General features: G+C 53.8%; 11 protein-coding genes. 5 read left to right on the plus strand and 6 right to left on the minus strand.

Going from position 1 to position 14246, the window contains the following annotated elements:
- Positions 1–48 precede the first annotated feature (48 nt).
- From pulA to AB1I49_RS10375, 4 genes are all read right to left on the minus strand, one after another.
- Entirely contained in the window at positions 49–3867 is a 3819-nt protein-coding gene (gene pulA / locus AB1I49_RS10360) for a type I pullulanase (protein WP_407720934.1), read from the minus strand.
- Between the two features lie 200 nt (positions 3868–4067).
- A complete protein-coding gene (locus AB1I49_RS10365) occupies positions 4068–4868 on the minus strand; it encodes an ABC transporter permease (protein WP_405318359.1) in 801 nt (266 codons plus the stop codon).
- 2 nt (positions 4869–4870) lie between these two features.
- Positions 4871–5689 (minus strand): ABC transporter permease, encoded by an 819-nt coding sequence (locus AB1I49_RS10370; RefSeq protein WP_186833978.1) that lies wholly within the window; start codon positions 5687–5689, stop codon positions 4871–4873.
- Positions 5689–6693 (minus strand): ABC transporter ATP-binding protein, encoded by a 1005-nt coding sequence (locus AB1I49_RS10375; RefSeq protein WP_407720936.1) that lies wholly within the window; start codon positions 6691–6693, stop codon positions 5689–5691. Before AB1I49_RS10375 ends, AB1I49_RS10370 begins: the two co-directional genes overlap by 1 nt.
- Before the next feature lie 310 nt (positions 6694–7003).
- Here AB1I49_RS10375 and AB1I49_RS10380 point away from each other — a divergent pair, with 310 nt between their 5' ends.
- Both AB1I49_RS10380 and AB1I49_RS10385 read left to right on the plus strand, forming a co-directional pair.
- Positions 7004–7213, plus strand: a complete 210-nt coding sequence (locus AB1I49_RS10380) for a DUF6514 family protein (protein ID WP_186833976.1) — start codon at positions 7004–7006, stop codon at positions 7211–7213.
- 36 nt (positions 7214–7249) lie between these two features.
- Positions 7250–8122, plus strand: coding sequence for a radical SAM protein (locus tag AB1I49_RS10385; protein ID WP_186833975.1), 873 nt, complete (start codon positions 7250–7252; stop codon positions 8120–8122).
- A 55-nt stretch (positions 8123–8177) separates the two neighbouring features.
- On the opposite strand, the gene AB1I49_RS10390 is transcribed toward AB1I49_RS10385, so the two are convergent.
- Positions 8178–8582, minus strand: a complete 405-nt coding sequence (locus tag AB1I49_RS10390; RefSeq protein ID WP_186833974.1) for a hypothetical protein — start codon at positions 8580–8582, stop codon at positions 8178–8180.
- A gap of 29 nt (positions 8583–8611) precedes the next feature.
- The gene (locus AB1I49_RS10395) at positions 8612–10315 is read right to left on the minus strand and encodes a S1C family serine protease (protein ID WP_407720938.1); all 1704 of its coding nucleotides are present in this window, start codon (positions 10313–10315) and stop codon (positions 8612–8614) included.
- 292 nt (positions 10316–10607) lie between these two features.
- On the opposite strand from AB1I49_RS10395, the gene fba reads away from it, so the two are divergent.
- The 3 genes from fba to metA all read left to right on the plus strand — a co-directional run bounded on the left by fba (position 10608) and on the right by metA (position 14150).
- Positions 10608–11474, plus strand: a complete 867-nt coding sequence (gene fba, locus AB1I49_RS10400; protein ID WP_186833972.1) for a class II fructose-1,6-bisphosphate aldolase — start codon at positions 10608–10610, stop codon at positions 11472–11474.
- A 160-nt stretch (positions 11475–11634) separates the two neighbouring features.
- Positions 11635–13074: a proline--tRNA ligase gene (proS, locus tag AB1I49_RS10405; RefSeq protein WP_186833971.1), complete on the plus strand. Its 1440-nt coding sequence runs from the start codon at positions 11635–11637 to the stop codon at positions 13072–13074.
- A gap of 143 nt (positions 13075–13217) precedes the next feature.
- A complete protein-coding gene (gene metA, locus AB1I49_RS10410; RefSeq protein WP_186833970.1) occupies positions 13218–14150 on the plus strand; it encodes a homoserine O-acetyltransferase MetA in 933 nt (310 codons plus the stop codon).
- Positions 14151–14246: the final 96 nt, after the last annotated feature.

Below are 14246 nucleotides of genomic sequence, written 5' to 3' on the forward strand. Positions count from 1 at the left end.
CGAGACTGCCGCGGTTGCTATTTGGTATTAAATTTTGAAGCAGAGAGCTTATGCCCAGAAGCCCTCGAGGTTAGCGCCCCAGCCGGAACCCCAGCCTGATGTGACATAGGTTCCGCCGAGTGTAACCATCAGGTCGTCGGTCTGGTTCCATTTGCCGCCCCATGAAGGAGCGGATTTTTCAGCGTCCATTCTGATGAAGATGACGTTCGTATTGGTAACGCCGTCAAATTTCCATGTTCCGCCTTCGTCAGCGCCTTCGATCCATTCCTCGTCTGACGGACCTTCTGTCCATGTGTACGCCCACCAGACTTCCTGTCCGTTCATGGTAGCGGTAGGATCAAGGTAAATGACGTTTTCGGGCTCAGGTACTGTCGTGGGCTCGGGAGCCTCTGTGGTGGGCTCGGGAGCTGCGGTTGTGGGCTCGGGAGCCGCTGTGGTAGGCTCGGGAGCTGCGGTTGTGGGCTCGGGAGCCGCTGTGGTAGGCTCGGGAGCAACCGTGGGCTGAGTCGGGTCGTCGGTGTACTTGCCGACATTTGCCGTATCGGGCAGAGACGCCGCGTATTTCTGTACATATGTTGCGTCAACTACGGTTACAACGCCGTTGCCGTCAACATCGCCTGCAAGCTTCTGCTGAGCGGTCGGAACTGAAAGCTCTGCCGCGATTTTCTGGATCTCGGTAGCGTCAACAACATTGATCTTGCCGTCGAAGTCCACGTCGCCGATAAGGATTCTCTTCCCGGGGCCGGGCTCAGTTGTGGGCTCGGGAGTTACGGTTGTGGGCTGAGGAGCCGTTGTTGTCGGCTCGGGAGCTGCTGTTGTGGGCTGAGGAGCCGTTGTTGTCGGTTCGGGAGCCGCTGTGGTGGGCTGAGGCTCGGAGCCTGTGTAGAGATATACTACGTTGATAACGCCCGGGCTGTAGTTGCCTGTTGCGTTAGCGGGAACAACAACATCGCTTCTGCCCGCGAGAGGCTGGGTGGTATAGGTTTCGGTGGACTTGACCTTGTCGGTGGTTACAACTACGTCATCAGCGAGCTTCTGACCTGTAGCGGCGTCGATGTGGCTGGTGATGATCTTGGTGCTGAACGATACAACGCCGCCGTTGATCCATGCCTCGCCTGCTACGAGATAACCATCCTCCCCCTGTCCGGGTTCCTGAGCAGAAGTGGTGTGGAACATTACGCGCGACATTGGCGCCTTAACGGTTGAGGTCAGCCACTTGCCGCCCATAGAGGAGTCGCTTGTCATTATCGGAGCGCTCGCCCACTTTCCGTTCGGCTCAACGGTGGTCGCGCCGTCGGTGTAGTACGCGTAGCAGCGGACGCTGCTCCAGCCCTTTGTGTTGTTCCAGTGTACAACCGACTGGGTGTTTTCAAGGGGCTTGTATACAAATTTGAGAGTAACATCGCCCGAGAAGGTACCGCTGGTCTTTGCCGGGAACTTGGATGTGTCGAGCTGATAGCCCTGAATCTCGGGAGCGGTAAAGCTGTAGGATTCGCCTTCCTTGAAGCGTACTTTGTAGTCGTCCTTGAGGCTCTTTCCGCTCTGGTCGACATAGGAAGCAGTTACATATCCCGAGCCGACTCCGGAGTTCTTGTAGACGAAGGTAACGGTGTAGCTGCCGTTAGCCGCTACGGTGCCGGTTGTCTCGCCCTCTGTTCTGACGAGCTCGTAGTCATAGAGAATGCTGCTGTCGGGATAAGCACGGTAGGTGCTGCCCTCTCTGTACTTGGCGGTCTGGGTCTTGAGAACCGTGCCGCTGTCGGTGACATGGTTTATCGTGAGTGTGCCGAAGCTCTCGGTTACGCCAAGGTTATTGAAGTTGCCTGTGTCGGTGAGAACGAGCGAGCCCTTAGCGGGTACGCTTACGCTGCTGCCCGAAACGGTGCCAAGGCTCTTGAGACCTGCGCCGCCGTCGGTGGAGGCAACGATCGTCCAGTTGGAGGTAGGCAGATTTATCGAATAAGCCTGCGAGCCGCCGTTTACGAGAACCGCGAGATACTTCCACTCGGCAGCCTTGGTGTTGGTGTAGGTGTAAGCGACAACGTCTCCGTAGTTTGACTGGAACGAGGGCTTGATGATAGCCGAGCTGTGGAGCGGAGTATAGTTCTTGCGAATCTGGAGCAAGCCCTTGTAGTAGGAAGCCAGACCCGACATCTGCTTAACGCGGTTCCAGTCGATAGCGTTGATGGAGTCGGAGGATTTGTAGGAGTTGTGATCTCCCTTCTTGGTACGGCCGAACTCGGAGCCCGCCGTCATGAACGGAATACCCTGAGAGGTGAGCAGGAGTGTATAGATCTCCTTCATCTGTCTTTGATAGTTTGCATTGGTGCCGGTGTAGTCGGAACCGCCGTTACTCTTTACGATCTTATCCCACATGATGAGGTTATCGTGCGCGTCGGCGTATGAGATCGCCTGAGCGGGACCCTTGGGAGCGGTAGCCTTGTAAGGCTGACCCTGAACGCCGAGAACGATGTTGCCGGTATTGTCGGAGGTGTTGCCCTGTACAAAGCCCTTGCCGATGCCGTCGGTGTCGCCCTTGATAGCATCGCGGTACTGGTCGCCGAACGCGCCTACGCGCGCGTTAAGACGGGAGATACCTGTACCCTGCCAGCTGTAGATCGGGTCGGGGTTGAGGGTTGTGCCGCCTGTCCAAGGCTCGCCGTACATGAGGATCTTGCTGCCGTCGCTGCCCAGACCGTCAAGGGTCGAGCGGATCTCGTTCATTGTGGTTACGTCGTGCAGACCCATGAGGTCGAAACGGAAGCCGTCAATGTGATATTCCTCCGCCCAGTACTTGACGGAGTCGATCATGTACTTTCTGTACATTCTCTTGTCGGAAGCAGTCTCGTTACCGCAGCCTGAGCCGTTGGAATAGGTGCCGCCCGACATTCTGTAGTAATACTTCGGCGCTGTCTTTTCAAGCGGAGAAGCAAGGTTGAAGGTGTGGTTGTAAACAACGTCCATTACAACGGAGATGCCCCTGTCATGGAGCGCCTGAATCATCTGCTTGAACTCGGTGATTCTGACGTTGCCGTCGAAGGGGTTCGATGAATATGAACCCTCGGGAACGTTGTAGTTCTGAGGATCGTATCCCCAGTTGCGGTTTGTTGAGGAGGAAGGAATGCTCTCGTCAACAGACTGGAAGTCGTATACGGGCATGAGCTGTACGCAGTTGATGCCCTGCTCAACGAGGTAGTCGATACCTGTGGAGATCTCGCCCGCCTGTCCGTTGAGGGTTGTGCCGCCCTCGGTGAAGGCGAGATACTTGCCGCGGTTCTCTGAGCTTACGCCAGAGTTCTCGGCAACGGAGAAGTCGCGTACATGAACCTCCCATACAACCGCCTCGCCGGCGTTCTGGAATACGACGTGCTTGTCGCTGTCCCAGCCTTCGGGGTCGGTCGAATCGAGGTCGACGATCATGGAGCGGTTGCCGTTAACGCCGACAGCCTTTGCGTAGCAGTCCTGAGTCTCGTTGGTCGCGCCGTTGACCGATACAATATAGGTGTAGTACTCGTTCTTGTGATCGCCGCTGAGTGTGTAGCTCCAGATACCGGTGGAGCTGTTCTTGGTCATCGCGTACTCGCCGATAACTCCCGCACCGGCTTCGCCGTCGGAGCCTGTTTTGTAGAGCTTAACCTTAACAGCACTCGCGTCCGGAGACCAAGTCTTGAAGGTGGTCGAACCCGGCGAATATGTACTGCCGAGATCGTTTGTGTTGTAAGCCGCGCTTGCCTGGGTCTCGAGGTAATTCTGATTTGAATACGCACCGACGGAGTCGTCGTCAACCACTGCGTTTGCGGCGACAGTCGCCGTGCCCATTACCAGGACGGAAGCCAGCAACAACGATAATGTTTTTTTGAATTTCACCGTTATCACTCCTGTAAAAAGAAAATTTTACGTGCTTGCCATTGGGGAATAATGAAAATGTCAATATTTGCCCCATAATACAAATTCATTTTATCAAATATGCACAGGATTATATTTCTAATATCGAAAATAAAAACCTCTTGCAGTACAAACTTTGCAAGAGGTTTTTGTGAATAATGACAGTTTGCGTTTCCGGCACATCAGGAGCCTGCGCTCTCATACGCCCTGATACCCCTGTTCCAGACGAAAACTCCGAGCGACATAAGTGCCGCCGACAGCAGCACGGTCATGCCGACGTTATACAGAGGATTCTCGCCCGTGAGCAGATACAGAGCGGGATAATAGGCGGTGAAGGCAAACGGAATGACATATGTAATGAGATTTTTCACGAACTCGTTGTAGATCGTAACGGGGTACTTCGCGAAATCATTGAACATATACACCATGTAGATGATATTGCCGCTTCGCTTGCTCCAGAAGGCGACTGCCGCGGTGATCGTCTTGATTCCCGTGAAGATGAAGGTCGCGAAAAGTATCGCCGCAATCCCGAGCAGCACCTTTAACACGCTCCACTCAATGCTCAGCTGAGGCAGTGATACGCACACAAGCGCGATTCCCATTACAAGCTCTCCGAGAGCGTCGATCTGCAGCTTCTCGAACATAACGTGAACGAGAGTATTGACCGGCCGCGTGAGGTACTTGTCGAAGTCACCCTTTCGCACAGTGAAATGACCGATTGCCCAGAGGTTGTCGAAAAACAGGTGATCGATACCCTTGGGAATAAGCGAAAAGCCGTAGATGAACACAACCTCGTTGAGGCTCCAGCCCATCAGGCTCGGAATGTTGTTGAATATGATCCACAAAAAGAGCAGGTTCGAGCACTGAACCATCAAAAAGCCGATGACGCCGACGATAAAGTCGCCCTTGTACTCCATCATACGCTTGAGCTCCTGAGCCACGAAGATGCGGTGGATACGGAATAAACGTTTTATCTGTTTCATGCTCAGCCTCCCTGTACGCTCAGACGCTTGACGCTGATGACCCAGAGCAGCTTTGACAGTCCCCAGAAGAACAGCGCCCAGAATACCTGCAGTCCGAGAAAATAGAGCAGCTCAGCACCCTGGTAAACGCCCATGTAAATCATAACAGGCGTGTAGTTCAGTGAGGCGAAGGGCAGTATCATGAAAATCCTACCCAGCGTTTCGGGCAGAAACGAGAGCGGGATAATTGCGCCCGAGAGAAAGCCGACAATGCAGTTTTTCATCATATTCGCGCCCCAGAGATACTTTATCACGAAGGCGATGAAGCCGAAGCAGATGTTGAAAAAGAAATTGATCAGATACGCCAGCACACAGCTGCACAGGTAGATCAGGAGATTCACTACCGAGAACTGCAGGCTGCCTACGAGGATCGTCCTTACGATCTCGAGCCCCGCGATCAGAGGCACGACGAGAAACATCTCGGTCAGCAGCTTGTTACCCAGCTCCTGAAAGAGAAATGTCGCATTGTAGCTGACAGGCTTGATCAGACGCATGGCTATCGAGCCGTCACGAACCTCCTCGCCCACCGCCCAGGCGGCGTCGCTGCCAATCATAGTGCTAGTCAGAAATATCAGGAAGATGTACACAATCATCTGCGGCAATGTGAAGCCGTTCATTGTTTCTCCCTCGCCCGAGAGAAAGACCGCATGCCAGATAAAGTAAGACACAAAGCAGCCGAGCACGCTGCCGAGTATATAGAAAATCCAGTTTACGCGGTAGGTAGCCGTCTCCTGCATTCCCGCGTTGATGAACGGAAAATAAATCCTGAAAGCCCGTTTCATCAGTCCACCCCCTGCTTGTAGAGGCGGCGGATAATCTCCTCGATGTCCGCGTCCTTAACGCTTATGTCGTTTACGCGCACGGTCGCGAGAGTGTAAGCGAGAATGTCCGATACCGCCACAGCCTCGCTGTTGAAGCGCACCTTTACCGACGAGCCCTCGCGCTTTACCGAAACGTCCTCGCTGTCGAGCGAGAAATGCTCGCGGTAGCTCAGAGCGCTCTCGGGGTCGGTTGAATCGGTGACGAAATTAAGCTCGCGCATTTGTCCGTAGCGGGTCTTTAGCTCGCCGACAGAGCCGTCGAACACGTTCTTGCCCTTGTCGATCATCACGATGCGGTCGGCTAGAAGCTCGATGTCCGCGAGGTCGTGGGTCGTGAGTATGACCGTCGTCTGCTCCTGACGGTTGATCTGCTCAATCGCCCTGCGGATATTGTCCTTTACCACAACGTCAAGACCGATCGTCGGCTCGTCGAGGAAAAGCACCTTCGGACTGTGCAGCAGAGAGGCTGCGATGTCCGCTCGCATTCTCTGACCGAGCGAAAGCGTACGTACGGGGCTTGAGATGAAGCTCTCAAGGTCGAGCGTTTCGTTGAGAAACGCCATTCGCTCCCTGTAGCTCTTTTCGTCAACCTCGTAAATTTCCTTGAGCACGCCGTATGTCTCGCGCAGCGGCAGGTCCCACCAGAGCTGGGTGCGCTGACCGAAAACCACGCCGATTTCCTTTACGTAGCTCTTCCGGTTTACGGTAGGATTTTTACCGTTGATGGTGCACCTGCCCGAGGTCGGGGTGAGAATACCCGTGAGCATCTTGATGACAGTGCTCTTGCCGGCGCCGTTGGGGCCGATAAATCCGAGGATCTCGCCCTTGGGCACCTCAAAGCTGATGTCATCAACCGCCACGACGCGCTCGGTTTTGGGCTTGAAAAGCGACTTGAAGCTGCCCTTCAGACCCGGTTCCTTAATAGTTTTTTTGAATTCTTTTCTTAGGTTCTCGACTTTGATCATAAAGAAACCTCCCGTTGTTCTCCGCTCACGCCGCTTACAGACACGAAAATCAGCAGTGTATGCGGGTATTTTTCCCCGTGCTGCCGCGTTGGCACGGGACGCGTTCAACGTAAACACGCAGGCATAGCCTATCGGTATTATACACTCTTTTCAGCCGCATGACAAGTGAAATTTTCCGCCTGCCGCCGCATTTTCAGCAAACGAAAACCAGCGCCGAGCAATCAACGGTAAAACTTTTGTAAATATTATTGACACGGAACTGATGAAATGATATTATTCTGTGTGAAGTTATTTCACTTTTAGGAGAACAATGGCCAGCTATAAAATGACTGAAAGCGAGGACTGCGAATGCCGCTACGGGATTGAGGCTCAAAGCGGCAAAAGAAGTCTGCGTTACGACTGCGTCACGGCAGACAGAGCGGCAATGGAAGCGCTCGTCGGACTGTGCAACGAAAATAATTTGGAAATCTGCCACCTCGGAGATATTTTAGAAGATTTTCTTACAGACTTTTGCATTTAGCCGAAAACTGTGATATACTGAAAGCGGTGATGTAAAATGTTATGTAATCTTTGTCCCAGAAAATGCAACGCGCTCCGCACAGAGCATGTAGGAAAGGGCTTTTGCGGTATGGGTACCCTGCCCGTTGTGGCGCGGGTCGCACCGCACTTTGGCGAGGAGCCGTGCATCAGCGGCAAAAACGGCAGCGGCACCGTGTTCTTTTCGGGCTGCACCATGCACTGCATGTACTGCCAGAACTACGAAATTTCCGTCAAAAACAGGGGCACGACGCTCACGCCGAAACAGCTGGCGGAATGCTACAGAATGCTCGAGGAAAGCGGCGTTCACAACATCAACCTCGTGACCGCCGACCACTTTGCCGAGGCTGTCGCCGAGAGTCTGAGCATATACCGCCCGAATATTCCGATCGTCTACAACTGCTCGGGCTACACCTCGCCGAAAATACTCACTTTGCTGAACGGTCTGGTGGACGTTTACCTGCCCGATTTCAAATACAGCGACAACAAGCTCGCCGAGAAGTTCTCGCACACTCCGAATTACGTTGAGACCGCGATCTCGTCGATTGCGGAAATGCTCTTTCAGGTCGGCAAGCCGAAGTTCGACGACGAAGGCATGATTCAGAAGGGCGTAATTGTCCGCCACCTGATCCTGCCCGCGCACACAAGGCAGAGTATTGCCGCCCTCGAGCTGCTCAAGCGTACCTTCGGCGATGAAATCCTCGTCAGCCTGATGTGCCAGTACGTGCCCTGGGGCGAGGCAAAACGCCACCCTAAGCTCGGACGCAAAATCACACAGCGCGAGTACGACAAGGTGAAGGCAGCGCTTTTCCAGAACAACATCGACGGCTTCACCCAGGATCTGTCCGCAGCGAGCACCGAATACATTCCCGACTGGGACTTTGAAGAATAATAAAAGCCTTCCGCATGGTCACGCGACTCTGCGGAAGGCTTAATTGTTTTAAATTTTATACGGGCATATCCTGCGGCATCGCGGGCTCGATAACAACGGTATTCGAGATGAAACCGGGCTTAATGTGCGCCTTGAGATATCCCACCGGAGCCTGAGGAGTAAGCGTAAGCGTCATGTCGACGCACTTGCGGCTCATGCCCGCGGTCATACGTACATTGTGCGTGCCGAAGGGTACGGAGTAGGAAACGGTTTCCTTGTTGCCGATATGGCCGCAGGGCTGACCGTCGATGTAAACGCCGAAGCCGATCGCCACTCCGATAGGGCTGCCCATTCTGTACAGCTTGATCTCAGCTCCCATAGGAGCGAGCGTATTTCCGCATTTCGGACAGGGTATATCCGTGTTGATATCGGTCACGTTGCCGCACCCGGGACAGCGCACCCGAAATCGTCCTGTCATCATAATTATTCTCCTTCCAAACCAATCGCTGATTATTTGTCGGCCGCTAAGGTGATTTCTTCCTCAACTTCCTTGCCCGTGGACGCCTGATAGTATTTCAGCGTAACCTTGTCGCCGTCCTTGTGCTTCTCGAGCACGTTGTAGATTTCCGAGAAGTTGGTAATCGTCTCGCCGTCAAGAGCGGTGACTATATCGCCCTCAGCGAGCTTTGTGCCGCCGCAAGGGCCGTCCTTGTCAACCTGATCGACATAGATGCCCTGCGGAACATTGTTGTAGGTCGCGGTCTCAAGGTCTACCGCGGTGCCTACGATGCCGATTTTGACTCTGCCCTCGACATAGCCGTTTTTGACGAGGCTGTCTACGATTTCCTTTACGGTCGCGGTGGGAATGCAGAATCCCATGCCCTCGTAGACGACGCCCGCGATTTTTGAGCTCGCAACGCCGATGACCTGACCGTACATATTTACCGCCGGGCCGCCGGAGTTGCCGGGATTGATCGCCGCGTCGGTCTGGATAAACTTGACGATGCTCTTGTTTGAGGCGTCGCGGTCAAGAGCGGATACAACGCCCTTTGTCATTGAGTTCTGGTAGCTGATGCCGCCGGGATTGCCGACGATGATGACGTCCTCGCCGAGAGTGAGGTCGCTCGAATCTCCGAAGGTCGCGGGCTTGAGGTTTTCGGCGTCGTCCATCTTGAGAACCGCGAGGTCGGTGCGGCTGTCAAAGCCGACAACGCCCGCGTTGTATTCCTTGCCGTCAGAGGTGATAACGCTGATCGCGTAGGCTGTCTTGCTGTTGCCGATAACATGGGCGTTCGTGATCAGATAGCCGCCCTGGGAGATGATAATGCCGCTGCCCTGTGACTTGAGCTGCGTCTTGTCCTTGTCGGAATACGCCATAATGCCGACTACGGACTCGGACACGCTCTTGAACGCGTACTCAGAGCCATACTCGGTGTTCTTTTCGGCGTCGGAGGGCTTCTTCTCGAGCTTCATTCCACTGTAGTCGGGAATGATCTTGTCGCTGTAGTCGCTCTGGTCGTTCACCACGGGAGCTGTGGCCTCCTGCTGGAAGAATCCGCCGCCGTTGCCGTTGTCTGGCAGGGTGAACTCGTGGAAGCCGTTCACGGAGTCGTCGTTTTTTGCCGTCTGCTGGCTGCCGTTGTGGAGCACGTAGACGAGAATTCCAGCAAGGCTGCCCGCGAGAAGCACGCTGAGCACAATGATAACCGCGATAAGTCCCTTGTTGGACTTCTGCTTGGGCGGCTTTGGCTGAGCGTAAACATTCTGCTGCTCGGGCTGAGCGTAGACGTTCTGCTGTTCGGGATGGGCATATATGTTCTGCTGCACCGGCTGCGGATAATAGCCCTGCGGCGGATACGGCGGCTGAGGCTGACCGTAAGCATTCTGCGGGAACCTCGGCGGCTCGGGAGTGACGAACGCTCCGTTCTGATAGACCGCAGTGTGCTGCACGGGATTGAACTGCTCGCTCTGGGGCATCTCAACCGCAGGAATCTCAACAGGCTGATTTTGCTGAGGCTTTTTGGGCATCAGGGGCTTTTCGGGGTTGAAATCCTGCGGCGGCACAGGCGGCTCAAACGGTTGGTTCGAGGGCTGCGGAGTGAACGCCTGCTGCTGCGGGACATACCGCTGAGCAGGCTGTGAATAGTCGTTCTTCTCTGTAAAAGGCTTCTGCGGAGCGTTACCGTAGAAGTCGTTCTCGGGTTTATAATCCATAGTATAATCACCTGATTTCTATTTTGTTACTATAACATTATACATCTTAAAAAGCCCGAACGCAAGCGATTGAATGTGAAATTTTGGTGAACTATGGAAGCGGCGGAAGCATAAAATCGTTTTCACGGTACGGAATCGGGCATATCGGGACTGCATTATAAAATTTTATAAGTTTTTTCTCCCTTTTTTCTTGAAATGACTTTATTTTTGGTATAAATTATAGTATAATAATTGTAACTCGACGGTGGGAGACGTTCCGCTGTTGAAATTTTTCAGAAAAAGGAAGATGAATATGCCATTAGTAAACGCAAAAGAAATGCTTACAAAGGCAAAGGCAGGTCACTACGCGGTAGGTCAGTTCAACATCAACAACCTTGAGTGGACAAAGGCGATCCTCCTGACTGCTCAGGAGCTCAACTCCCCCGTTATCCTCGGTGTTTCCGAGGGCGCAGGAAAGTATATGTGCGGCTACAAGACCGTAGTCGGCATGGTTAACGGTATGCTCGAGGAGCTCAAGATCACCGTTCCCGTAGCTCTCCACCTTGACCACGGCTCATACGAAGGCGCAAAGGCTTGCATCGCGGCAGGCTTCAGCTCCATCATGTTCGACGGCTCCCACTATCCGATCGAGGAGAACGTTGAAAAGACAAAGGAACTCGTAGCTACCTGTGAGGAGCTCGGTCTCTCCATCGAGGCTGAGGTTGGCTCCATCGGCGGCGAAGAGGACGGCGTTATCGGCGCAGGCGAGTGCGCGGATCCCGCAGAGTGCAAGATGATCGCGGATCTCGGCGTTACCATGCTCGCGGCAGGTATCGGCAACATCCACGGCAAGTATCCCGAAAACTGGGCAGGTCTGAGCTTTGATACTCTCGACGCTATCCAGCAGCTCACAGGCGAGATGCCCCTCGTTCTCCACGGCGGCACAGGCATTCCCGCTGACATGATCAAGAAGGCTATCTCCCTCGGCGTTTCCAAGATCAACGTAAACACCGAGTGCCAGCTCGCTTTCGCTGCGGCGACAAGAGAGTACATCGAGGCAGGCAAGGATCTCCAGGGCAAGGGTTTCGATCCCAGAAAGCTTCTCGCACCCGGCTTCCAGGCTATCAAGGATACCGTTAAGGAGAAGATGGAGCTCTTCGGTTCCGTCGGCAAGGCTTAATCGCCGCTTGATTTCTTAACCTGAATTAAAATCGGAGAGGTTGGATCGTTCCTGCCTCTCCTTTTGTTTTCCGCAAAACCCACTTTGCAAAAAGTCCTTGTCAAACCCGATAAACTGTTGTATAATTGAAATGTTATGTAACTACAACGGAGGAATAGATATGGCTGAAAATAAAAAAATGGTCGAGGCTATTACGAGCCGCGACGAGGATTTTGCGAAATGGTACACAGATATTGTCAAAAAGGCTGAACTGGTCGATTATTCGGGCGTTAAAGGCTGCATGGTTATCCGTCCCTACGGCTACGCTCTCTGGGAGCTTATGCAGGCAGATATGGACAGACGCTTCAAGGAAACAGGTCACGAGAACGTATATATGCCGATGTTCATTCCCGAAAGCCTTCTCCAGAGAGAGAAAGACCACGTTGAGGGCTTCGCACCCGAATGCGCGTGGGTTACGATCGGCGGTCAGGAAAAGCTCACCGAGCGTCTGGCTGTACGTCCAACCTCCGAAACGCTCTTTTGCGAGCACTACAAGAAGATCATAAAGACCTACCGCGATCTGCCCAAGCTCTACAACCAGTGGTGCAGCGTCGTTCGCTGGGAAAAGACGACCCGCCCGTTTCTGAGAACCTCGGAGTTTCTCTGGCAGGAGGGTCATACAATGCACGCGACCGCCGAGGAGGCTCAGGCGGAAACCCTGAAAATGCTCAAGGTCTACACCGACTTCTACGCCGAGACCCTCGCAATCCCCGCTGTCGTCGGTCAGAAAACCGAGAAAGAGAAGTTCGCCGGCGCTGAGGCGACATACACAATCGAGCCGATGATGCACAACGGCGTTGCTTTACAGGGCGGCACCTCTCACTACTTCGGCGACGGCTTCGCTAAGAGTTTCGGCATCACCTACACCGGCAAGGACAACAAACTGCACTATCCGCACCAGACCTCATGGGGCGTTTCGACCCGCATGATCGGCGCGCTCATCATGGTTCACAGCGACGACGACGGACTTGTGCTTCCGCCGAAGGTAGCGCCCATTCAGGTCGCGCTTATCCCGATCGCCCAGCACAAGGAAGGCGTTCTCGAGAAGGCTGACGAGCTCAAGGCAGAGCTTTCAAAGAAGTTCCGCGTAAAGCTCGACGACAGCGATCACGCTCCCGGCTGGAAGTTCGCTGAGTACGAGATGAAGGGCGTGCCCGTCAGAGTTGAGATCGGTCCCAAGGACATCGAGAAGAATCAGTGCGTCGTAGTCCGCCGCGACACCAGAGAAAAGGCGTTTGTTCCGCTCGAGGGTCTGAGCGAATACATCGAAAACCTGCTCAAGACTATCCACAAGGATATGTATGACCGCGCTGCGAAGAACACCGAGGAAAAGACCTTTGTCGCGAGAACCCACGAGGAGTTCATCGACACCGCGAAGAACCACCCGGGCTTCATCAAGGCAATGTGGTGCGGAGATTCCGCCTGTGAGGATCAGCTCAAGGACGAAACAGGCGGTGTAAAGAGCCGCTGCATTCCCTTTGAGGAGGAGCACCTCGCAGATACCTGCGTATGCTGCGGCAAGCCCGCCAAGCACATGGTATTCTGGGGCAAGCAGTATTAAAGAATAAAGAATAGTGAATAAATAATAATGAATAATTGCGGGCGGGCTCTGCCCGCACCCGATTCGTATTATTTGTCCGCGACGTTTTGATTAACCGCTAAACCCTAACCACTAACAACTGCCAACAGAAAGGAGTGAGAGCTATGCCGATTAAGGTTCAAAGCAATTTGCCCGCGATCAAAATACTTGAAACAGAGAATATTTTCGTCATGCCGAACGAAGTGGCGCTCAGACAGGATATCCGTCCGCTGAAAATTTTGATTCTCAACCTCATGCCCACAAAAATCGCGACTGAGACCCAGCTTCTCCGTCTGCTCGGAAACAGTCCGCTGCAGGTTGACATCGAGCTGCTGCAGATGGCTTCTCACACCTCGAAAAATACCTCTCCGCAGCACCTGACGACCTTCTACAAGACGTTCGAGGAAGTCAGGGACGACACCTTCGACGGACTGATCATCACGGGCGCACCCGTTGAACAGATTCCTTTTGAAGAAGTCGACTACTGGGAGGAGCTGTGCGAGATTATGGAGTGGTCAAAACACAATGTCTACTCCACCTTCCACATCTGCTGGGGCGCTCAGGCGGGACTGTATTACCACTACGGTATTCAGAAATACGCCCTCGAAGAAAAGCTCAGCGGCATCTACACCCACAAAGTGCTCAATCCGACGCATCACCTGATGTTCGGCTTTGACGACAGCTTCCGGATCCCGCACTCACGCTACACTACTGTAAGGCTCGAGGACTTGAAGCGCTGCAGTGCGCTTGAGGTTCTCGCCGTAAGCGACGAGGCAGGCCCCGCGGTTATCTGCAACAAAACGGGCAGGCAGGTGTTCATCACGGGACACGCCGAGTACGACCGCGAAACCCTCGCGAACGAGTATTACCGCGACGTCAGCCGCGGACTGAACCCGAACGTACCCTGCAACTACTTCCCGAACGACGACGCGTCGCTCACGCCGCCGATGGTCTGGCGCAGCAACGCTACCCTGCTCTACACCAACTGGCTCAACTACTTTGTCTATCAGGCGACGCCTTACGACCTCAAGGAGCTGCTCCAGAAATATCCGCACTGAGCACAATTTTATACAAATACCAAGGGAGAGGCTTAAAACCTCTCCTGTTTTTGTTTAAAACCGTTGACAAAGCCGCCGCAGATTGATAAAATACAA

The organism is Ruminococcus sp. NATIVEDY160, from assembly GCF_045819885.1.
Lineage (GTDB): Bacteria > Bacillota > Clostridia > Oscillospirales > Acutalibacteraceae > Ruminococcoides.